The following is a 23,593-nucleotide window of genomic DNA, read 5'->3' as shown; positions in this document are numbered from 1 at the left end:
AGCCAAGTATTGACTACTTGCTAATAAAACATTTTAAGCATATCCTCTACCTAAAAGTTCAACTCTTAATTTTCCTTGCTTTAAATAAGCCATATTCACATCAGTTATTTCTAACTCATTCCGCGCCGAAGGTTGGAGGTTAGCTGCAATTTATCCAACGTGAGAATCATAAAAATAAATACCAGGAATTAGATATTTAGATTTAGGAATGGTGGGTTTTTCTTCTATCCCTGTTACCCAACCATCTGCATCAAATTCAATCACGCCATAAGGACGCGGATCTTTTACCTGATAGCCAAATACAAGTCCACCTTCTTTTAGTTGCGCGGCTCTCAGTAATACTTCTCTTAAACCATTACCATAAAATAAATTGTCACCTAAAATTAAGCAGACTGGCTGATTCGCAATAAAATCCTTTCCTAAAATAAAAGCATGAGCCACACCTTCGGGATAAGGCTGTTCAATATAACTAAACTGCAAACCCCATTGACTACCATCTTTTAAAAGTTACTGCAATAATGGCAAATCATTAGGTGTAGAAATAATTAAAATTTCGCGGATTCCTGCCCACATTAAAACAGACAAGGGATAATAAATCATTGGCTTGTCATAAATTGGCATGAGTTGTTTACTGACAACATTGGTTATGGGGTAAAGACGTGTACCAAAGCCACCAGCTAAAATAATTCCTTTCATTTGGCTTGGCGATTTTCGTAGTTTTGTTTTAACCAATTCTGGTAAGCACCTGAACGTACTTGATTAACCCAATTGGAATTATCTAAATACCATTGCACTGTTTTTAGTAATCCACTATCAAAATTTTCTTTTGGTTGCCAACCTAATTCACTAATAATTTTATCGCAATCAATTGCATATCTTCTATCATGGCCAGGACGGTCTGGAACAAAAGTCATCAAAGATGAATGTCGCAAATCAGATTTTGGTGCTAATTCATCAAGAATGGTACAAATTTTTTCTACCACTGTTAAATTTGTTTGTTCATTCAGCCCACCAATATTATAAGTTTCACCAATTTTACCCTTTTGTAAAACCAGATAAATAGCTTCACAGTGGTCAATAACATAAAGCCAATCTCGAATATTCTGACCATCACCATATATAGGTAAAGGCTTACCATCTATAGCATTTAGAATAATCAAAGGAATTAACTTTTCGGGAAATTGATGTGGCCCATAGTTATTAGAACAATTGGTAGTTAAATTAGGTAAACCATAGGTGTGATAGTAAGCTCGGACAAAATGATCAGATGCAGCTTTAGATGCTGCATAAGGGCTATTAGGCGCATAGGGTGTATCTTCTCTAAAAGCTGAGTCTTGTGTGCTTAATGAGCCGTATACTTCATCTGTAGAAACGTGTAAAAACCGAAATTGTTGCTGATTTTGCGGTGATAATTTTTGCCAATAAAATCGAGTTGCTTCCAATAAATTAAATGTACCGACTACATTTGTTTGAATAAAAGTTTGGGGACTAAATATAGAACGGTCAACATGAGTTTCGGCAGCAAAATTAATAATTGCATTTGGCTGGTATTTATTTAGTAAATCACTCACTAGCTCAACGTTACCAATATCTCCTTGCAAAAAATCGTAATTTGGGTCAGCTTGGAGTTGCGCTAAATTTTCTAAATTGCTAGCGTAAGTAAGTTTATCTAAATTAATTATATTGAACCAATTATTTTGCCGAGCTAAAAGAATAAAATTAGCACCAATAAATCCGGCTCCACCTGTTACTAATACTGTCTGCATACAATTTCATCTATAAGAAAATTCAAAAAATAATCGAATAATTTAAGCTAACACGAGCAAAAATCAATAATTAGTTTATCATCTGGATGTTAAGTATGTATCAAAAGGAACTTATAAAGGAATTGAGCGATTGTGGTTACGTTGGTATGATGCAGATGGAAATTGGATTCCTACTCCTGTGGAGCAGGAAAGCCAGAGGGCTGAACGATTAGCCGCAAAGTTACAAGAGTTGGGAATTGACCCCAACCAAATATAAATCGCTACACAGCTTGTAAAATTTCTTCATCCATAGAGAAATCTACTTCCTTCTTATCTCGTCCATTGGCGAGATAATCATTGTTTAAGGAATCTTTTAGCCCAGAAATTAAATCATATTCGGGTTGCCAATTTAATTCTGTTTGGGCTTTTTGTACCGATGCGAAGAAATGTTGGACACGCATCGGGAAAGCTTTGCGCTTGCCAAAATCAAATTTTTTTGGGTCGTAGTGAACTATTTTAATTGCATCTGGTGATTTACCAGCAGCCACAGCACAAGCACGGACTAAACCATCAAAAGTCACAAAGCGATCGCCTGAAATATTATAAATCTGCCCAATCGCTGTTTGATTGCCAATCACCAAAGACATCGCCGTTGCCAAATCTTTTACATGACCCAACTGGGTAATATGTAAACCATTACCCGGAATTGGAATTGGGCGATCGCGCACAATTCTATCAAAAAACCAACTTTCTAAATCGTTGTAATTACTTGGCCCGTAAATATAAGTTGGGCGAATTGAAGTAAAAGGTAGTCCTTTTTCCGCTAAGTAAGCCTCAGTTTCGTATTTACCCTTATGGCGACTCTTCGGGTCAATAGCATCACCTTCAACATGGGGTAATTGGTCAGATTTCAGATAAACCCCTGCTGAACTCATGTAAACAAACTGCTGCACTCGACCTTGAAAAATTTCTGCTAATGGCTGAGTATCGCTGAGTTCTCGACCATTATTGTCGAAAATGATGTCAAAATTTTCTTGTGACAACTTTTCTTTCAGCTGGGCTGCATCCGTGCGATCGCCTATAATCTGTCCTACTTTGGATGGTACCGGACGATTGCCACGATTGAACAGTACCACCTCATGCCCTTGTTTTAAAAGTATTTCAGTTAGGTAAACACCAATGAACCTAGTGCCACCCATAATTAAAATTCGCATAAATTCCCCTTTTGTACCTAATGGAGAGGTTAGAGGTTAAGAAGTTAAAAGTAAAAAGGCAAAAATCAAAACAAAAGAGTCTTTTACCTTTTCACTTTTGATTTGTGACTTTATTTAGTCCCACTCCCTCTTCTGAGGTTATCAGGTTGCTGTATCCCTCTGGAACCACTTGCGGCAGAATTCCGTCTGGGGTTAAATCTGGGGCGCTTCCTCACAATTTGTCTGACTATATTTTCCATCTACTCAAGTTAACTGTGCCCTTGAAATATGCTCTGGTTCATGAGTGGTTAACACCCAAAGCCACCGGTGGTTCAGAATTAGTTGTACAAGAAATTCTGAACCATGTTAATGCCGATTTATATGCGTTAATTGACTTTGAATCCAGCAATTCTGAAAGTTACTTGTACAAACGCCAAATTGGTACAACGTTTCTTCAGCATTTTCCCTTAGCACGTAACGGAGTGCAGAAATATTTGCCTTTGTTACCCTTAGCGATTGAACAACTGGATTTGCGGCAATATGACGTAATTTTGTCTTCTTCTCATGCTGTAGCAAAAGGAGTTTTAACTACACCTGATCAGTTGCATATTTGCTACTGTCACAGTCCTATGCGTTATGCCTGGGATTTGACTTTTGACTATCTGCGTCAAAGTAAACTGGGCAGTGGTTTACCAGGCTGGCTAACCAAGTATCTACTGCATCAGTTACGCCAGTGGGATGTCTTAAGTGCCAATCGTGTTGATTACTTTATTGCCAATTCCCAGCATACAGCCAGGCGAATTTGGCGTTGTTATCGACGAGAGGCCAAAGTTATTTATCCACCTGTAAATGTGGAGGCATTTCCGCTTTTTCTCCAAAAAGAAAATTTTTACTTGACTGTTTCCCGTTTAGTTAGCTATAAGCAAGTATCTTTAATTGTCCAAGCTTTCAATAAATTGCAGTTACCATTGGTCATAATTGGTACAGGTTCAGAAATGGAAAAAATTCGCCAAATAGCCAAACCTAACATAACAATACTGGGGTGGCAGCCTGATGATGTAGTCAAAAAAATATATGGCGCAAGCTAGGGCATTTGTCTATGCCGCTTGTGAAGATTTTGGCATTGCCTTAGTGGAAGCACAAGCTTGTGGCACACCAGTCATTGCTTATGGGGCTGGGGGTGCATTAGAAACAGTCCGGGATGTGCGATCGCACAAAGAGCAAGGAACTGGGATCTTTTTTCCAGAGCAAACAGTAGCGGCCTTAACAGCAGCAGTAGAACAATTTGAAGTCTATCGCAATGTCATCAATCCTGAGTATTTGCGATCGCACGCTGAACAGTTTTCACCGCAAATTTTTGCACAGCGTTATCTAGATTTCATCAACCAGTGCCACAAAACCAGACCATACTTAGCGTAATGGTCGAAATTTGTGTACGGAAATTGTGTATGCTTTTGGAACTTCCCTCCAGAAGCACCTCATTTTGGCTTTAAGATTGGGACTATGTGTGGTGTGGATTATTAAGGAGTATGATGACTGCCCAGAGCTCACTCCTCTCCGGCAAGCGAAGCCTACGGCAAGACGCTAGTTCGTCTAGGCGTACTTTCTTAAAACGTAGCAAAAAAACCAAGACACCCAGGGTAAAACCCCAGGCGCTGTCTGCTCAGGCTTTAAACGGAGAGTTTGTTAAGCGACTATTCGACATCGGGTTTTCGCTGTCAGTACTGATTTTGTTTTTTCCCCTTTACTTAATTTTGGCCTTACTCATTGCTTTTAGCTCAGAAGGGCCGATTTTTTACGTCCAAGAACGGGTAGGTAAAAACTACAGGCGCTTCAATTGTATTAAATTCCGCACAATGGTGAGCAATGCCGACGAAATGCTTATGCAGATGATGGAAACATCACCCCAATTGCGACAGGAATTTGAAAGTAGTTTTAAGCTGAAACATGACCCGCGAATTACCACAATCGGTAAATTTCTCCGCATTACCAGCTTGGACGAATTTCCTCAATTTTGGAATGTTTTAAAAGGAGATATGAGCGTCGTCGGGCCGCGTCCCCTGGTAGCAGAGGAATTACCAAAATACGGTCATCACATAGGACAAGTATTAACAATTCGACCAGGAATTACTGGATTATGGCAAGTGTCTGGGCGTAATGATATTCCTTACCCCAGAAGAGTGCAAATAGACCTGCACTATGTCAAATTTAGAAATTTCTGGCTTGACTTGTGGATAATCCTGAAAACGATTAATGTGGTGATTATGCCTAAAAATAACGGCGCTTATTGAGTCAAAATCAACATTGATCGTAGGTGTCTTATCAGAATTCAGGGGTCAGAATGTGGGAAAATTCATCCAGATTCTTCGCCATCAAGCATACTGAATTGCTTTTAAATTCTGACTTCTGAATCCTGAATCCTGAATTCTGTTTGATAAACCTCTCTAAAATTTTTTAATTAATTCCACTTAACAAAAGTCAAGATTATATAAAGTTTTTGTAAAAATTACGCAACATCTCAGAAATTCTATCCATTCATTGAGTTAACCTACTCAAGTTCGACTTGTTAAGGAATTCTTAATTAAGTATATTTGTTTACGGCAAAATTCTGCTATCAATTAAGACCCGTAAGTTTCCCATTAGGCAATTTAGCCATTTGCTGCTAGGTTGTATCAGTTGGACTGAAACTCTATAGATCAAAAATAACAAGGGATAATTGAGCATGGTGCAAACTAAGCGAGCGTTGATCACTGGTATTACCGGTCAAGATGGTTCATATCTGAGTGAATTTTTGTTAGAGCAAGGTTATGAAGTTCATGGAATTATTCGTCGGACTTCGACCTTCAACACAGACCGCATTGATCATATTTACGAAGACCCCCACAAAGAGGGTGTGCGGTTGTTACTTCACTACGGTGACTTGACAGATGGTACAACGCTGCGGCGAATTCTAGAAGAAGTTCAGCCAACCGAAATATATAACTTAGGCGCACAATCTCATGTTCGGGTGAGCTTTGATTCACCAGAATATACAGTTGATGCTGTGGGCATGGGTACTCTGCGTCTGTTGGAAGCGATTCGAGATTATCAGCGACGCACTGGTACAGAAGTCCGTTTCTATCAAGCTGGTTCTTCCGAAATGTATGGTTTAGTCCAAGCCGTACCACAAAGCGAAACCACACCATTTTATCCTCGTAGCCCCTACGCTTGTGCAAAAGTTTACGCACACTGGCAAACAGTAAATTACCGCGAATCTTACAATTTGTTTGCTTGTAACGGAATTTTGTTTAACCACGAATCACCACGACGTGGAGAAACATTTGTTACCCGGAAAATTACCAGAGCAGTAGCGAGAATTGTGGCTGGTAAGCAGAAAAATTTGTATATGGGTAATCTTGATGCGAAACGAGATTGGGGTTACGCAAAAGATTATGTACGGGCTATGTGGTTGATGTTACAACAAGACCAACCAGATGATTATGTAATTGCGACTGGGGAAACCCATTCCGTTAGAGAATTTTTAGAGTTAGCTTTTGGTTACGTCAATCTGAATTGGCAAGATTACGTAGAGTTTGACGATCGCTACCTACGCCCAGCAGAAGTAGACTTATTAATTGGTGATCCTACAAAGGCAAAACAAAAGTTAGGTTGGGAACCTTCTGTTACCTTTGAAGGATTAGTCGCTCTGATGGTGGAAGCAGATTTACAAGCATTGGGTCACACTTCACCTAATGGTAATGGTTCAAAAGTACCTGTAGATGTTGCTACTATTCGGCAAGAATTGGGCGCTCTCCACTTCTGATTCACACCGCAGAGGATAATAAAAATATGACCGCCTTAGAACTAAAAAACAAAAGGATTCTCGTCACAGGTGGCGCGGGATTCCTCGGTCGTCAGGTAATAGATCAGCTGTGTAAGGCTGGGGCTGATGAGGCAAAAATTACCGTACCGCGATCGCGTGAATGTGACATCCGTGTATGGGAAAACTGTCAACGTGCAGTTGACCAACAAGATATCATCGTCCACCTAGCGGCTCACGTCGGTGGGATTGGTCTTAACCGCGAAAAGCCCGCAGAGTTATTCTACGACAACTTAATTATGGGAACCCAGCTCATTCATGCTGCCTACCAAGCTGGCGTAGAAAAATTCGTTTGTGTGGGTACAATTTGTGCTTACCCCAAATTTACACCAGTGCCATTTAAAGAAGATGACCTTTGGAATGGCTACCCAGAAGAAACTAACGCTCCCTACGGTGTGGCGAAGAAGGCGCTGTTGGTTCAATTGCAATCTTATCGCCAGCAATACGGATTCAATGGGATTTATCTTCTACCTGTAAATTTATATGGGCCAGAAGATAACTTTGACCCCAGAAGTTCTCACGTAATTCCCGCCTTAATTCGCAAAGTCCACGAAGCCCAAATTAACGGAGACAAACAACTCCCAGTTTGGGGTGATGGTAGTCCTACCCGCGAGTTTCTGTACTCTGAAGATGCAGCACGGGGAATTGTTATGGGGACTCAACATTACCATGAATCAGAACCAGTTAACTTAGGTACTGGTTATGAAATTTCCATTCGTGACTTGATTACCCTGATTTGCGAATTGATGGAGTTTGACGGTGAAATTGTTTGGGAAACCGACAAACCCAATGGTCAACCCCGTAGATGTTTAGATACAGAACGCGCCAAGCAAGCTTTTGGCTTTACTGCACAAGTTAGCTTTAGGGAAGGTCTGAAAAATACCATTGATTGGTATCGTCAAAACGCTGCTTAATTACAATACAAATTCTCTAGGCTAAGTATATAGGGACGCTGCATAGCAACGTCCCTACAATTTTTATGGGTCGATTTGTTTCATGGATACAGTTGATATTCAACTAGATAAGGCAAAACTACGTCGTACATTTATCAAAAAACGGCAATTGATGTCTGTTGCAGAATGGAGAGAAAAAAGCGATCGCATCTGTACAACATTACAAACTTTGATTCACTATGATCAAGCAAAGACAATACTTGCTTATTTCAGCTTTCGTCAAGAACCTGATTTAAGTCCCTTATTTGCAAATATTCAATATCAATGGGGGTTTCCGCGCTGTGTTGGTAATTCCCTATCTTGGCATGTTTGGCAATCTGGAGACTCGCTGCAAATTAACAACTATGGTATTGGTGAACCTCATCCCGATGCGCCAACCATAAACCCTAGTGAAGTAGATTTAATTCTTGTGCCTAGTGTAGCTTGCGATCGCCAAGGATATCGCTTGGGTTATGGCGGTGGATATTATGACCGCTTACTCAGTTCTCCTGAATGGGCAAATAAACCAACTGTAGGTATAGTATTTGATTTTGCTTACTTGCCTCAAATCCCTACAGAACAGTGGGATAAACCTCTAAAAATTGTGGTGAGTGAAACTGGCTTGACTGGAAAAGATTAAAGCTTCAGGATAATGAAGACACATAATCAAATATTTTCTATGAATAATCCAGTATCATCTACCACTGAGCAGGAAGCACTGCTCGACGAGATTATAGCAACTAGTCTTCAGGCTCAAAAGCAAACAGGCCCAGACCTCCGCCAAATCCATAGCAAAAGTCATGGACTCCTTTGGGGAGAATTTATTATTGAACCCCATCTTCCTGAAGACTTGAGAATAGGTTTGTTTAAAACCCCTCAAACTTATCCTGTATGGATTCGTTTTTCTAATGGTGGTGCGCCTCAGAAACGTGGTACATTCAACTCCGATAGCCAGCCTGATGTTCGAGGTATTGCCATCAAGGTAATCAATGTAGATGGACAAAAAGTGCTAGATGACGAAGAAAAGACACAAGATTTTATCCTCAACAATTATCCTATTTTCTTGACTAAAGATGTTCGTGATTATGCAGATTTAGGCAAGGCAGGTACTGGACAACTTACGCCAGAGCGAATGGAAGAACTGACTTACGCCTTTGCTATTTTGCAAAAAATTGCTAGTAAGAAGATAGGTAATCCACTTCTAATTCAATATTGGAGTATGGCTCCATTTAAGTTTGGCGATAAATTTGTCAAATTTTCCGTCAAACCACAACAGCCGGAACAACCTCCCGAAACAGTTCCAGAATCGGAAAACTACCTACGGGAATCAATTGTCAAATATTTGACATTAGAAGGTCAAGAAGCCTCTTTTGATTTCCTGATTCAGTTTTATGTAGATGATGAAAAGACACCAATTGAAAACCACGTTCAGGAATGGCAAGAGGCAGATTCACCGTTTATTAAAGTTGCAACTGTGCGTATTCCTAGTCAAAAATTCGATTTTGAAGAACGCAAGCGTTTAGATGAAGGTATGTTATTTTCCCCTTGGCACACACTCCTAGAACATGAGCCTGTTGGCAGTGTAAATCTCTCTCGCAAGCGGCTTTATAGCGAACTTGCACAATATCGACGAGAGCAAATTGCCCAACGCTTGCGGGAACCACAACCGTATACAGTAATTCAAGATCAACCACTGTAAGTCAGATGGAAACTGCTTAAGCTCAGGGGTTATATTATCTTCGGATGTGGCTTAATTATGCAAAACTCTGCACATTCTTGTGGCAGCGTCAATGATAAGCCTTACATCGGCAAGGTATAACTTTTACCTAATAGCTTGCGTCAGAGACAATTGTTTCTGACGCATCAAATGAAAGGTTAATTATGAAATTTTTCAAACAGAATCCCAAGTTGAAGATTGTATTAATTTATATAGTTTTAGGAGCGATCGCACTCATCACTCTCTTCCCCTTACTTTGGTTAATTAGTACTGCTTTAAAATCACCAACGGAAAATATATTACAGTCGCCACCACAGTTACTTCCCAGTCAACCAACACTGGGCAATTTTGCTACAGTGTGGCAATCTTTACCATTTGCTCAATATTTATATAACAGTACTTTGGTGTCTGTATTGACTGTTGGGTTAAATTTACTATTTTGTGCTTTGGCGGCTTACCCTTTAGCCAGATTATCATTTCCGGGGCGAGACTGGATTTTTGTGGCGATCGTCTCAACAATCATGATTCCCTTTCAGATTGTCATGATTCCCCTGTATATTTTGACAGTCCAATTAGGCTTAGTAAACACTTATTGGGGGATGATGTTTCCGAGTTTGGCTTCGGCTTTTGGTATTTTCTTACTGCGACAAGCTTTTATGGGTGTACCAAAAGAAATCGAAGAAGCGGCGCGGATGGATGGTAGTTCTGAGTTAGGTTTATGGTGGCATATTATGTTGCCAGCAGTTAGTCCTGCGTTAGTTACACTGGCAATTTTCGTCTTTATTGGGTCTTGGAGTGATTTTCTTTGGCCGTTAATTGTCATTCAAGACGAAAAACTCTACACCCTGCCTTTGGGAGTAGCAAAATTAGCTGGTACTTTTTCCTTAGACTGGCGCTTAGTAGCTGCTGGTTCGATAATTTCCATCGCCCCAGTACTGATATTATTTATATTTTTACAACGCTACATTGTCCCAACTGAAACTGGTAGTGGTGTTAAAGGTTAATTTGCCTAACAAGCCCCACTTTTATTCAATACCACCCAGATGGTTTTAAATATCAACATCAGGTCATAAACTATTGACCACTTGTGTTGATAATCAACATCCATTTTGACGATAGTTTCAAAATCTTTAATGGTAGAACGACCATTGACTTGCCATTCTCCTGTCATTCCTGGCTTAACTCTTAACCTTTCCCAATGGTGGGGTGCGTAGTGGATGACTTCATCGGGTGTAGGGGGACGTGTTCCAACTAAACTCATTTCGCCCTTCAGCACATTCCAAAACTGAGGAAATTCATCTAAGCTGGTGCGACGCAAGAATTTTCCGACAGGAGTAATACGAGGATCGTCAACTGATTTAAAAATGTGGCCTTGGGCTTGATTTTTGACTAGATGCTTGATTTGGTCAGCATTGACTACCATCGACCGAAACTTCCAGATACGGAAAGGTTTACCGTTAATTCCACAGCGAATTTGCGAATAAAATATCGGGCCGGGATTAGTAATTTTGGTAACAATTGCTATGGGAATTGCCAGCATCGCGGTGATGATGAGTCCAACAATAGCCCCTAAAATGTCAATTAATCTTTTTGTGATGCTAGAGGTTGATTCGTGTAAAGGCTGTGGGACAAAATTAGCGGCTGAATAGTCATCAGCAAAAGCTAACGCATCCACAGTGTATGCACCTGTGCGAGAGGGAAAAGTTGGTAGTGACACCATAAAGATTTGAAGTTAATCAGGGTATCTTAAAAATTTGCTTACATTCATACTGAGTGATAATATAAACAAAAATTGCACTAGTAATAAACTTCACATGCAAAATTTATCCAATCTTTGAATTCACAAGAGTATTGTAAAATTTACGTGTTGAGTGTATAGAGTACATCTAGCTACAAGACAATTAACACCCACATACTAGCTGTAAACCCAATAGTTGCGAGATGTTGCCATAAGAGCGATCGCAGTGGTTGTCGTGCTATTTTTTGAGTGAGTACTATGGTTAACAAAGTAGAAATAATTAAAGTAAAACCTTGCAAAAAGCTGATAACGGCTGTATGTGCTATCAATACAGGCAAATTTCCGCTATTTAACCCAAAAGTTGCTAAAGTTACTGGTAAAATTTTCCCACCTTCTGCTAAACCTAAGTGCAGGTAGTGGGCTAAGTTGCCTCCCAACACCAAGGGTAAGTAGCCATAAGCAAGTTCCTTGAATGATTTCGGCTTGCGTTGAAAATTGAATAGTTGTATCAAAAAATAAGCAGCCCCAGCCACAGCCAAAGGGAAAATTAAGGCAAATAACGATAAACCTAAATGCGGCCAAAATTGCGTTAAATCTAGATGCAGTTCCAACCATGATTGCAATTCTGGTAAACGATGCAGATATACACCACCCAAAAGTAAAAACAATAATGCCACTTCATACTGGCGTGGTACATGAGTTGTCCACAATTCAATTCCAGGGGGACGCAAGTTAAACTCAACGGAACGATGAGGACAGGCTTTTAAACAAGTCATACATAAGACGCAATCTCTGTTGTCTTCTAGCTGGGCAGGATGAGAATATAAAGGACAGCCATTGGTTTCCATACCTTCGCCTTTTTGTGGCCCGCCTTTGTAACATTGATAGGTAGTACAGGTTGCCGAACAAATGCCTTGTTGTGCGCGTAGTTCTGTCATCGAGAGTTTGGCAAATAAACCATTCATCCCGCCAATGGGACAGAGATAGCGACACCAAAACCGCCGTTCAAATATGGCGGAAAAAATCATTGCCCCGGCTGTAATTAACAATAGCAAACAGGCAGATAGGTAAGCTGTATTTTCTAAATGCCAGAGTTCTTCCCAAAGGAAAATTAAGGTAAATAAACCAAATAAAAACCATCCACCCCATTTTTCGGCTGTTTCTCGCGGCCAGCGTTTAAGTTGGCGGGGAAATAACCACAGAGATAATTTTTGAGTAATTTCGCCGTAAATCATAAAGGGGCAAACAGCACACCAGACGCGACCGAGAAAGGGAAAGATAAGTAAAAAGAAAGGCCACCACCAAGCCCAAAATAAATTTAAAGCGAAATTGCGATCGCGGGTTTGCGGCCCCAAAAATAAAATCATAATAATGATCGGAAAAGCAATCACCGTAAAGCCATAGTTAATTTTGTCAGGCCACCAGTCACTGCGGAGAAATTTTCGTAACCCAGAATAAGTATTTAATAAGTTGACGCGAAATTCTTTTTTCTTCGTTTGGGCTGACCAAAAGATTTCTTCGGTTAATTCCTGTCTTTCTCCGGCTTGAACAATTGCCCGTTCAACTAAATTTTTTAACTCTTTGAGATTGCCAGGAAAATCATAAGATTGCAAGCGGCGTAAAGCTTCTGGGGTGATATGAGGTTTTGACAGACCGCGCGATCGCACATACAGGCTAGTGTAATATTCTACCTGGGCTTGAATATCAGCCTTTCGTACTCGCAATGGCGGTACTTTAATTACACGACCTACACAACGTTCAATTTTAGATTCAGTTTTTTCGGAAATAATCAAAATTCGCGCTGGACTGGTGCGAGGTTCGGCTAATGGTTCACCATCACGAGTTACTGGGGTGTAAGTGCCTGTTTTGATAAACTGCACCATTGCTGGTAATAATTCTGGGGGCAGTTCTTGGATATTGTTGAGTACTAAAGTGCCTTCACCCAACCATTCTAAAAGCCCTGCTTTGCCGCCAAAACGACCAAATAAATCGACACCGCTTGTTTGGAGAATGCCACAATTAATTTTAATCATGGGTTCGCGGCGTTGAGGTGAACCGTAGTGAATCAAAGCGGCAATATTATCTTTTTCTAACCCTGGTTCACCGAATATTTCTGTTGACTTGCGGTCGGCTGCGGCTTCTCGTATTTGTTCCCGCAACCTGAGTGCATAGCGACTCGTCCCCACAATACCTCGTTGGGCTTTCGTGACTAAATAAGGACGCAAAGCCACAGAACGTTCTTGTTCGTAAGTTAAGGCTGATGTAACTTGGGCTAATTCTTGGGCTAAAGAGCGAGATAATGCTTGGGTAATTTCGGGATATTGGTTGGCTAAAGCACGAAACTCAGCCGCAGGAATTACCCAGACATGGCATTCTGTGAGGGAAATAATTGTCGATGGTATTAATTCATCTAATAGTAGTTGTCGCAGGTTAATGACTGCCCCTGGTAGAAAGCCACAAGCAAAGGCAAAGTTATTTTTATTGCTGGTATCGCTTTCAATTTGTCCATCTTTGAGGATGTATAGTGCTGCTGGCGGAGTACCTGCGTTGACTAAGTAACTACCTTGAGGTATTGTTTGCAATTCTACAACTTGGGCGATCGCATTCAACGCTGCCGATGAGAGAATTCCTAAAGTGGTACGTTCTTGTAGCCAAATGACTGTTTCTTGTAATGTCATTGTGGTTTTCCCGTGCAAGCTGCTGGCTGTATAAATTGAATTATCCCTGATTGCAATGTTAATTGAGGTATGAAGTTTGAAGTCTGAAGTATGAAATTAATGGGAGATTTTGAGATTTACTTGTGTCACTAGGGAGTAGAGAGTAGGAAAGAAGTCTGGTTTAGCATTACCGTTGTCAAAATAACAGCCTAAAGACTCGAAGCGGCCAGAGGTTTGGAGAGGGGTTGCAACAATAAGTCGTACATCGCGTTAGTTAATAAAAAGTTGTAATTCATTTAAGCTGAACTACTATCGTAAATTTACTGAGACTGCTAATATTCATTTATAAGCTGTTCTGCAATTTTTAAGTTTTAGTGCAACTTGTTTAACCTAAACAAAAATCAATACTTAAAGGTGGTTAGTTGGGTTTTAATAAACCTTGAAAACTAAAAGTTTAGTGTTGAATTTGCAAGTATTACCCAAGTTGAAATTTTAAATCAATAGAAAACCCTAGGTAAAGTACAAGCTGTACTTGGGTATTGATAGTTGTCATAAAAACGAAACATCAGCTAATCAATATTAATCAAAGCGAGATAATTGCCAATCAATATGATTGGTATTTCTGGCTAGTTATTGCTAGTTGCTTAAACAACTGTAAAAGAAAGCTTTGGTAACTATTAAACAGTTTATTGAATATCTGACAAATAAATAATTATGAATACCCAAACAGAGCTTATTTCTATCTTGCTTGTTGATGACCAGCCGCAATTTCGTCAAGGAGTGCGTACACTTTTAAATTTCTACAATATTAGCAGTTCAGTCAAGTTTAATATCGTTGGTGAAGCGGCTAATGTTGAGCAAGCCATTAAGTTGAGCATGGAACAACATCCGAAGTTAATATTACTTGATTTGGAATTGCCACCAGAGAATGGAATTACAGTTTTACAGCATCTCAAGAAGTCATCTTATACCGGAAAAAGCTTAATTTTGTCAGCATATCAACAAGATGAATATGTATATCGTGCCATGCAAGCTGGTGCCTGGGGCTATATATTAAAGGACAAATTAGCCACGCAATTATGTGAAGGAATTATGACTATTGTGAATAATAAAGTTTATTTACCAACAGAGATTGCAACTGTTTTTTTTCGATTATTCCAATACTATTCAGGAACTTCATTAACCTGCAATAGCAAAATCGATTTAACCAAACAAGAGCAAGAAATATTGAACTGGCTTGTACAAGGTGAACCCAATGAACAAATTGCAAAACGCCTTTATATTACTGTGGCAACGGTGAAAGCCCACCTAACAAATATCTTTAGAAAACTTGGTGTTACCAGTCGTACGCAAGCAATTGTGCAGGCTCTAAAATCCGGGTTGGTTTGCCCATGAATAATTGCGATCGCAATTATTCATACTAATTAAAATTAATTTGTATAGAAAAAAGTAAAAGCTTATTACCAATTTGCATTACTTCTGAAAATCAACTGACAAGAAAAGATCATTGTAGGAAACCAAATATGTACACCAGAGTTCAAAGAAACGGTAAATCAGCCGATAATTCATCTACAAAAAACCCGTTTGCACCACGTCCATTCAAAGTGGAAGAAACTTCACTGCAAGAGAATTTGAATGGAGGTGAGGTCATCCAAAATCAAGAATTATCACCAAAACGTAGCAATATTGATAGTAATTATTTGTTGTCGCGCTTATCAGTATTAAAACCAGAAGATGCACCATCACTGCCGCGCCCTGGCATCCAAATGAAGTTGGGCAATGGTGAAGCAAACGAAAGTTATCAACTAGAATATCAGCCACAATCTGCTACTCCACGTTTGCAAATGAAGCTGACGATAGGACAAGCGGGGGACAAATACGAGCAAGAAGCGGATCGGGTTGCCAAAGATGTTGTCCAAAGAATCAACTCAACCGACAATCAGGTTGTGCAGGAAAAAGAAGAGCCGACAGAATCAATTGGGCTGGGTGAGAATTTAGGGTATTCAAGAAAGACAATAGAAGCACTACAGAAACGGCAAGAGCTATTGATCCCTCTGCAAAGGAAGTTGAGCATTAGCCAACCAGAGGAAGAAACAGAAACCACATTATACCAACCTCATAACACCGCAGTTCAGCCATTGATACAGCGTGTGAATGTCGGTGGTATGGCAGCATCAGATGAAGTTGAAGCGGGGATACAACGGGCGAGAAGTGGTGGACAACCCATTGCAGACAGCATCAGAGAACCGATGGAACAGGCGTTTGGGTCTGATTTTAGTGGCGTGCGGGTGCATACGGATGCACAGGCTGACCAGTTGAACCAGTCGATTCAGGCGAAGGCGTTTACTACAGGGCAGGATGTGTTCTTTCGGCAAGGAGCGTATAAGCCAGGGAGTCGAGGGGGGCAGGAGTTGTTGGCGCATGAGTTGACGCATGTGGTGCAGCAAAATGGTAGGGCGGTGATGCGATCGCAGTTACTAAAATTTATGCAACCTACCCAGGAAAAATCAGAGATAGTTGGTAATGAACACAAAAACATCTCAAATCAGACAGGTCAGGCGTTCATCATCCAGAGGTATCTCCATACGGGGACAACGTGGACACAAGACGAAAAAAAATATAAAGACTTAGTACAAAAAGCTGAAGATAGCAAAGATTTGTATGATAATGCGCCAGATTTAACAAAGGATTTGATAAGAAAGTACCTAGACAGTAAGAGCAATTGGGAGAGCTATGACAAAACTAATCCAGAAACACTACATAAGGAGACAAAGAAAACTATTCCAAATACGGAACTTTTGTTATCAATAAAAGCAATCCGTGCTTGGATCAAGAAACTTAACAACAAGTATAATAAATTAGAAAAAAAAGCAGGATTTACTGATCAACATAAATCTTTTGTCACTCCCAAGGAAGCTCATAAAAACAATTGGCAGGATTGGGTTGAAAACCATATAGCAAATATCCCTGTTAATCCCTGGACAGATTATACAACAGAAAAGACTAATGCAATAGAAGCAGCTAAGGAATTAGACAAAGGTGATGATGCTAATAAAAATTATACAGATGCTAGGAATACAGTAAATAAATTTGCGGAAAACGTTAAAATCAACCGAAGTGATATGACCTTCGGTTCACCCATCACTCCTACTTGGACTCAAGAGCCTATCTATGGAACAGGTGAGTCGGTTACTGTTGAGTATATACCTGGTTATTCGATGCCAAAAGGAAGTGGTAATTCCATAACAACACCTATTGATTGGTTTTATGGAGCTAGAAAACATGGTACTGAAAGTTCAGCCCAGTGGGTTAGAGGTCACTTACTTAATGATCATGTCGGTGGGCCAGCAAAGCACTACAATCTAGCTCCATTAGATGAAGGCTTAAACTTAGAAATGGAATTTACTATAGAGTATAGACTCAAACAAGTAATAGCAGAAATGATAGAAGCAGACTTAAAAGGAACTCCACAAAAATATAGCAAAATTAAATATGTGGTTCAATTAGGATCACCATCAACTCGCCAGGAAACAGCCGAGTTACAAACATTAGCAAATGATATCGATACGAAATATGATCCAGACGAAACTGTATCAAGTTTAAAGTTTTCCCAGAAAAATATTATAACAGCATTACAGTTGTGGGGTAGAGATAAGAATGACGTTAAAAAGAGATTAGAAGAAATCGTAAAACTATGGAAAATGGAAGATCAACTCATTCGAGACTGGGCAATTAAACTAGAAATTGAGGAAGTGGGTGGAGAAAAAACGATTATCTACAAATACTTAGAAAACATTAAGCGTAAGAAAAATGATTTGAATGTCAACTCAGAATCTATTACTAATAATATTCAAGATGCCATACCGACAAAAACGCTTGCAGATTCCCTAAAAAATAAAGTTTATTTAGAAGCCAGTTTGGCTAGTTTATCGGAATCTGCTTATCAATTTGTCCAGCAAAAATTGTATACCGAACCAAGATTGCCTGAATATGAACATAGAGTAAGATTAATTGAGAATTGGGTAAACAGCGCCGATGATAAGCAACTCAAGGAAATTGAAAATGCACTTACAGAACTTCAACATCCAGATATGCGAAGAAAAACAAAACATGAAACATCTAATAGCTTTGTTAAAGCGAGAGATAAGTTTTTAAATTTACGGGAACGAGAGCAGGAAGAGGTTAAAAATAACTTAGAAGAGAGAAAGAATGGAATGAAGCGTCTTTTAGAAGAAGATAATTATCCCATACCACCAAATACACCAGATACGCAATTTCTGGCAGAAGAATTACCAGAGGAGATTGAAAAAATAACTAAGAAGTACAAATCTGAAAAGGAACAGGAGAAAATTGAAAAAGAGAACAAGATGGCAGATATAAAACAAGAGATAGCAAGTTTCAAAATATTGATAGCAGAGTCAATCTGGTCGGAAATAAAAAATAAAATACTGGATATAGATTTCCAATATACCATGATAATCGGCATAATAGAGTTTGCAGTGAGGATGGTGGATCATGGAAAACTAGAAGAGGCAGTGGCTCTGATTGCAAATATGAAACAATTGAATGAAGCAGAATACCAAAAAATAATCTCAATCATAGAGAACCAGATAGGGGAAAGTCGGACTATGTCAGACAAAATATAGACAAACAACCATACAAAGGATCACAAAAAAACAGGTGTACGCTGCTGCCATTAACCTACCTTTGTCACATCGGCTTTTACAATAGGGCTTTGATATCCAATGGAAGGAGTGTTGATGTACTTGAATGAAGCTCAAGAAAATGAGTTACTCCTCACAATTAGCTAGTTGAGTACAGTGCGATCGCCTGATCTTGTAGAGTGCGTTACTTCATTAACGCACCGAACCAACCCGCACCCTGCTCATAAAGGCGAGATACGTTATCCAGCATCCGTATAGCTGCGACTTCAGTCGCTTGGTGCAAGACGTGAATATAGTATGAGTAATTGTTTACCCACTAGAGGCTGCTGTATGAGTTGGTCTGATGTGCCTAATCTTTGGGTTCCCTTGGCGCTTTTGGGGTTAATAGTCTTGGCGGCAGTGTTTTTTTAGTCGTAGCTAGAATTATAGGCGATCGCATAATTTTCACATCAATGTGATAACACTGTCACATCTGCTTGCTAATTTAATATTTAAGTAAACAAACAGTTTGCTCCTCACACCATACCGTCTGCCCTTTTGCTGTTTTATAGCACTGGGGCTTATTTAATCCAAAAGTATGAAATTTTTAGTAGTGTCAGTATATACATACATCAGCAATCAGCTAGATTATTTCTCTATCTAATGGAGGAATAAATATACCGAAAATAAGTACTAAATAAGATACTATTCCGATCACCTGACGAACTACAACTTTGAATCTTCTCGTTGCTATTTGGTAACGAGAGATTTTTTTATAGAGGTGATAGGTAGAGGTTAGAGGTTACAGAGTTAATAAATCATATTTTTTCCTACTCTCTAGATTATTAAGGATTACAGTACATACATTGGGCTGGGTCAGCAAATTCTTTACCATGAGGAAATGATTTTTCTTGTTTAAACCCACATTTTTGACATTGATAAATTACAGAAAGTGTCAAACTAGTGGGCAGAGAACACATTTCACATGGAAGCCCGGCGATTTTTTCAGTGATTGCAAAACCGGGTGCAGAACATTGGGGACATAAGCTTTTAATTTTGGTTAGTAAATTTAATGTGGCTTTTTCAATATTATTCATCCGGGTTGGGTTATACAGCGCCCGCATATCTGTTTCTAAATTCACCTGACTATTAACAGAATTATTCAAGGCAATTGTGATGGTTTCTTTGAGTTTCGCTGCTGTAATAATACCCTTAACTATTTCGCGGCAATTATTATCCTTATCTTCCCAAGAGACAACCAGACCATGTTCAGGAAAACCAATTTTTTGAGCAAAATGTTCTGCTTCTTGGAGATTTGCAATTGTTTGATGATTAAAGTTAGTTTCTATAGAAAATTCTTCACCAATAATTTCAATTTCGTTTTCTTTATCTAACAAAAGCACGATTTCGCGGTTAGAATAAATATAAGGTACCATTGGATGAGGGACAAAACTACCTTCACTGGCGATCGCTAAAGTTTCACCTGTTAATTTTAAAGCTGTTTTCGCTTTTAACTTAGCCGCCGCAATTTGAGTTCCAGGGCGTTTGATTTCTCTAGTAAATGTGCCAAAATCATCAGTATTGAAATTAGATGGCACAATAGTTTTAAGATTTAATTCTTGTTCTAATAAGGGAGCAATTACTTTTTCTTTGTGGTGCATTGTCGCAATTACACCCACTCGGTTACTAAATAATTGCTGAATTTGCATTGCTGTGATTATCTCCGATGCTGTTAATCGTTAGTGGCTGATGTGATAATACTAATACCACCATCAGATTCCATATAAGCAAACTTCACCTCAGTTAAAAATTCTACACCTTGCTGACGTAATTTACTCATCAGCTCATCTTCTGTAATCAGGGCTTTTTCTAAATGTCGGTAAATCATTTGTCCATTTTTCACCAACAGCAGAGGTGGAGGATTTAGAAACTTCTGGAACTTCGGCAATTTATAACCCAACCAGTTAAGGAAGTAACTCCAAAAAATTACTGTACCTACTAAAATGCCACCCTCGGTAATTGAAGTGTAGTGACTTGCCATTGCATTTTGGGCTGCTTCGGCAAATAAGACCACTACTAATAAATCGGTGATGCCTAGAGTTCCCATTTGCCGACTAGGAAGAAAGCGTAAAACAGCAAATAACGCTAAATAAACCAGAGACCCCCGAATAAATAATTCTAAAATACTAATACTAGGAACAAAAATTTCTTGCCAGTCAATATATAACCATTTATCCATATTTATGTCTTTGCTTTTGTGAAGATAAGTAAGTTGGTAGAAAAACAAAATTATATTAAGCAAGGTTAATTATCATAAAACCTTCTTCCCTTCTGCCTCTTGCCTTTTGCCAACTACAAATATTTACGTCGCTCTACTTAATTTATTTGCGATCGCTGTTTATTCGCTTAGACTGACCATTATGATTCATGGGGATGGCATTGCGTGTGGGGCGAATCCCACTGCCGTATCTTCTAGCATAAACTTGCGTAAATTCTGCACCAAAAAAGAGAATTTGGGCAGCATAATAAACCCAAGCGAGAATGACTACTAAAGAACCAGCCGCACCATAAGTTGAGCCAAAACTACTATTACCGAGATATTGCCCTAATAAATATCTACCTAAAGAAAATAATAAAGATGTAATCACCGCACCGATTAAAACATCATTCCAAGTAATTTTGACATCAGGCAAAACCTTGAAAATTAACCCAAATAGTAGTGTTGTGATCACAAAAGACAGTATAAAGTTAACGAATTGCCAAATAACATCTACACCAGGAAGTAAATTGCTAAAATAACCGACGATTGCTGTTAAAGCTGTACTAATTATGAGGGTGACGAGGAGTAAAAACCCAATGCCTAAAATCATGGCAAAAGATAAAGCACGCTGACGCACAACATTTTTCACGCCACGTCCTGGTTTAGGTTTTACTTCCCAAATTGTATTGAGAGCATCTTGTAATTCTGTAAATAAACCTGTAGCACCTAAAAGTAAGATTAAAATACTAATAACTGATGCGATCGCACCTGTTTTTGGTTGACTAGCATTTCTGATGGCAATCTCGATAAACTCGGCTCCATCTGGCCCGACTAAGCCTTGAATTTGCCGGACAATTTCACCTCTGGCGGCATCTTCACCAAAAACTGCACCAGCGATCGCAATTACAATAATTAGCAACGGTGCGATGGAAAAAATTGTGTAATAAGCTAAGGCTGCGGCTAACCGCGAAGCTTTATCTTCACTCCATTCCTGAAAAGTTTCTTGAAACAGCTGCACAATTGCTGAAAAATTCATTTACTTAGTCTCCTTATTGGAGGATATCGCTTTCTCCCTTGATATATTTGATAATGATTGGCGAAATTGCGACATCTTCCTAAAGGGGTTTGTGCAGCTTCCCAGAGGAAGGATTTTGAGATGGATACCCGAATTTCTCACGTATGGGTAGCGGCTGGGGGGAGTGTGGGGATAGAGGGGGGAAAGATTTCTTCACCATCCTCCCACTCCTCCCACCCCCCTTGCTCCCTGCTCCCCTGACTCTTTTCACCGGACACGATATTATGAACCAGGAATCGTTATATCTATGGGTGTTACCTGTGTAGCCAACTGCGTCAAAGGTGGTTGAATTGCAGTTTGATTTCCCACTACCAGAGTCACCATATTATTTGGTTTGAGATATTGCTGTGCTACTCGTTGCACATCAGCTGCTGTAGTTGCTGCTACGGCTTTTTGAGCGCGGAACAAAAAATCACGCGGATAACCGTAATATTCGTATATCATCAACCGTGATAAGGTCTGGGCAGGGTATTGAAAACCGAAGACAAAGGAGTTAAGTGTAGATTCTTTAGCTAAAGCTAGTTCTGCTGGTGTTACTCTTTGCTCTTGGATACGCTTGATTTCAATCTGTAAAGCTTTGATGAACTGTACAGTCGCTTCAGAGCGGGTTTTACCATTAGCAACGAAAACTCCGGGATAATCGTAGTTTGGATTCCAAGAAGCTTCTACATCGTAAGCTAACCCTTGACGCGATCGCAATTCATTAAATAAACGTCCACCCAAACCATTTAACACCTGATTCATCACACTCAGCGCCCCATAGTCAGGACTCTCTATTTGTCCGTCTAAGTGTCCCATACGTACAATACTCTGAGTTAATTGCGGCTGACTGACAAAAAAGACACCACCTGTATTTGCTGGCGATACTTGGGGTAATTGAGGTTTAGTAATGTTGGGTTTAGCCTGCCAATCGCCTAACTTAGCTTGGATCAGCGATCGCATCTTACTAGTTTCAAAGTCCCCCGTAATTCCCAAAATTATATTATTAGGATAAAAATATTGCTGGTAAAAGTTCAGCAAGTCTTCACGAGTAATGCGATTTACCGTTGCGTACTCTGCGGTACGCGAATATGGACTATCTTTGCCATAGATTAATTTCAGAAATTCGCGATCGGCAATACTATCAGGATCATCGTTACGACGCGCAATACTATCTTTGAACTGATTCTTAGCCATGTCTAGCTTTTCCTGAGCAAATACAGGTTCTCGCAACACCTCAGCAAACAACCCAAACACCATTTCGATATTCTCGCTCAGTGCTTCAAAACTGGCACTACCTGTAGTATCGCCAATACTAGTTTCTACAGATGCGGCTCGTTGTTCTAACATCTCATTGAGTTCATCCGGGGAATGCTTTTTAGTCCCTCCAGTTCGCATTACTGTTCCCACAACATCAGCTAAACCAACTTTATCGGCTGGTTCCCAGCGAGCGCCTGTACGCACCAATGCTGCACCATTCACCGACGGTAGTTCGTGATCCTCCGCCAAATAGACAACCATGCCATTTTGTAATCTAAACCGCTCGTACTTGGGTAGCTTGATTTCAGGTAGTGGAGCAAATTGCAACTCAGTATAATGCTTTGCCGTTGATGTCTCTGCTATAGTCAAGTCAAAAGTGCCAATTAAAAAAGCAACAGCTAGACTCAAAGCATAAAAAAACCTCTTGCTTTTGAGAATTTTGAACTTTGAACCAAGTCTCAACTGCTGTTTGTTCTGCTCAGAACTTTGGTGATTTCCCTTCTGCTTTCTAGTGTTCACCTTGTACCTGTGCATA

17 protein-coding genes and 2 pseudogenes are annotated in these 23,593 nt (G+C 39.7%); 10 read left to right on the top strand and 9 right to left on the bottom strand.

Going from position 1 to position 23,593, the window contains the following annotated elements; all coding sequences use genetic code 11:
- Nucleotides 1-36 precede the first annotated feature (36 nt).
- A pseudogene (locus ACX27_RS04475) lies at nt 37-696 on the bottom strand (sugar nucleotidyltransferase); the annotation flags it as partial.
- On the bottom strand, nt 693-1,766 hold the full coding sequence (gene rfbB / locus ACX27_RS04470; protein WP_062288987.1) for a dTDP-glucose 4,6-dehydratase: 1,074 nt from the start codon (nt 1,764-1,766) through the stop codon (nt 693-695). The gene rfbB and the pseudogene ACX27_RS04475, both read right to left, overlap by 4 nt.
- A gap of 130 nt (nt 1,767-1,896) precedes the next feature.
- Here rfbB and ACX27_RS34825 point away from each other — a divergent pair, with 130 nt between their 5' ends.
- Nucleotides 1,897-2,022 (top strand): hypothetical protein, encoded by a 126-nt coding sequence (locus ACX27_RS34825; protein WP_256364384.1) that lies wholly within the window; start codon nt 1,897-1,899, stop codon nt 2,020-2,022.
- A gap of 4 nt (nt 2,023-2,026) precedes the next feature.
- Here ACX27_RS34825 and ACX27_RS04465 read toward each other — a convergent pair whose 3' ends face one another.
- A complete protein-coding gene (locus tag ACX27_RS04465) occupies nt 2,027-2,959 on the bottom strand; it encodes an NAD-dependent epimerase/dehydratase family protein (protein ID WP_062288984.1) in 933 nt (310 codons plus the stop codon).
- A 254-nt stretch (nt 2,960-3,213) separates the two neighbouring features.
- Here ACX27_RS04465 and ACX27_RS04460 point away from each other — a divergent pair.
- From ACX27_RS04460 to ACX27_RS04430, 7 genes and pseudogenes are all read left to right on the top strand, one after another.
- Nucleotides 3,214-4,357 (top strand): annotated as a pseudogene (locus ACX27_RS04460) (glycosyltransferase).
- A gap of 113 nt (nt 4,358-4,470) precedes the next feature.
- Complete coding sequence (locus ACX27_RS04455; RefSeq protein ID WP_062298142.1) at nt 4,471-5,229, top strand: undecaprenyl-phosphate galactose phosphotransferase family protein; 759 nt, start codon at nt 4,471-4,473, stop codon at nt 5,227-5,229.
- A gap of 431 nt (nt 5,230-5,660) precedes the next feature.
- Complete coding sequence (gmd, locus tag ACX27_RS04450; RefSeq protein ID WP_062288981.1) at nt 5,661-6,740, top strand: GDP-mannose 4,6-dehydratase; 1,080 nt, start codon at nt 5,661-5,663, stop codon at nt 6,738-6,740.
- Nucleotides 6,741-6,766: 26 nt separating this feature from the next.
- Nucleotides 6,767-7,711 carry a GDP-L-fucose synthase family protein gene (locus ACX27_RS04445; RefSeq protein WP_062288978.1) on the top strand — a complete coding sequence of 315 codons (945 nt, stop codon included), beginning with the start codon at nt 6,767-6,769 and terminating at the stop codon, nt 7,709-7,711.
- 82 nt (nt 7,712-7,793) lie between these two features.
- Nucleotides 7,794-8,369: a 5-formyltetrahydrofolate cyclo-ligase gene (locus tag ACX27_RS04440; RefSeq protein WP_062288974.1), complete on the top strand. Its 576-nt coding sequence runs from the start codon at nt 7,794-7,796 to the stop codon at nt 8,367-8,369.
- 39 nt (nt 8,370-8,408) lie between these two features.
- Entirely contained in the window at nt 8,409-9,428 is a 1,020-nt protein-coding gene (locus ACX27_RS04435) for a catalase family protein (protein ID WP_062288972.1), read from the top strand.
- 182 nt (nt 9,429-9,610) lie between these two features.
- Complete coding sequence (locus ACX27_RS04430; RefSeq protein WP_062288967.1) at nt 9,611-10,450, top strand: carbohydrate ABC transporter permease; 840 nt, start codon at nt 9,611-9,613, stop codon at nt 10,448-10,450.
- Nucleotides 10,451-10,455: 5 nt separating this feature from the next.
- On the opposite strand, the gene ACX27_RS04425 is transcribed toward ACX27_RS04430, so the two are convergent.
- Nucleotides 10,456-11,166, bottom strand: coding sequence for a sugar transferase (locus ACX27_RS04425; RefSeq protein ID WP_200929904.1), 711 nt, complete (start codon nt 11,164-11,166; stop codon nt 10,456-10,458).
- A 170-nt stretch (nt 11,167-11,336) separates the two neighbouring features.
- Nucleotides 11,337-13,862 carry an AAA-type ATPase lid domain-containing protein gene (locus ACX27_RS04420; protein WP_062288964.1) on the bottom strand — a complete coding sequence of 842 codons (2,526 nt, stop codon included), beginning with the start codon at nt 13,860-13,862 and terminating at the stop codon, nt 11,337-11,339.
- Between the two features lie 693 nt (nt 13,863-14,555).
- On the opposite strand from ACX27_RS04420, the gene ACX27_RS04415 reads away from it, so the two are divergent.
- Both ACX27_RS04415 and ACX27_RS04410 read left to right on the top strand, forming a co-directional pair.
- On the top strand, nt 14,556-15,236 hold the full coding sequence (locus ACX27_RS04415; RefSeq protein WP_062288961.1) for a response regulator: 681 nt from the start codon (nt 14,556-14,558) through the stop codon (nt 15,234-15,236).
- Nucleotides 15,237-15,364: 128 nt separating this feature from the next.
- The gene (locus ACX27_RS04410; RefSeq protein WP_062288958.1) at nt 15,365-18,487 is read left to right on the top strand and encodes an eCIS core domain-containing protein; all 3,123 of its coding nucleotides are present in this window, start codon (nt 15,365-15,367) and stop codon (nt 18,485-18,487) included.
- 842 nt (nt 18,488-19,329) lie between these two features.
- On the opposite strand, the gene ACX27_RS04405 is transcribed toward ACX27_RS04410, so the two are convergent.
- From ACX27_RS04405 to ACX27_RS04390, 4 genes are all read right to left on the bottom strand, one after another.
- Complete coding sequence (locus ACX27_RS04405) at nt 19,330-20,193, bottom strand: DUF6671 family protein (RefSeq protein ID WP_062288956.1); 864 nt, start codon at nt 20,191-20,193, stop codon at nt 19,330-19,332.
- Between the two features lie 23 nt (nt 20,194-20,216).
- Nucleotides 20,217-20,723 (bottom strand): DUF421 domain-containing protein, encoded by a 507-nt coding sequence (locus ACX27_RS04400; RefSeq protein ID WP_062288953.1) that lies wholly within the window; start codon nt 20,721-20,723, stop codon nt 20,217-20,219.
- Nucleotides 20,724-20,865: 142 nt separating this feature from the next.
- The gene (locus ACX27_RS04395) at nt 20,866-21,780 is read right to left on the bottom strand and encodes a YihY/virulence factor BrkB family protein (RefSeq protein WP_062288950.1); all 915 of its coding nucleotides are present in this window, start codon (nt 21,778-21,780) and stop codon (nt 20,866-20,868) included.
- Nucleotides 21,781-22,041: 261 nt separating this feature from the next.
- Nucleotides 22,042-23,592, bottom strand: a complete 1,551-nt coding sequence (locus ACX27_RS04390; protein ID WP_083468668.1) for a M16 family metallopeptidase — start codon at nt 23,590-23,592, stop codon at nt 22,042-22,044.
- Nucleotide 23,593 lies beyond the last annotated feature (1 nt).

Source organism: Nostoc piscinale CENA21, assembly GCF_001298445.1.
Taxonomy (GTDB): Bacteria; Cyanobacteriota; Cyanobacteriia; order Cyanobacteriales; family Nostocaceae; genus Nostoc_B; species Nostoc_B piscinale_A.
Note: the sequence above shows the minus strand (reverse complement) of the source record. Positions and strands in the feature narration are given on the sequence as shown.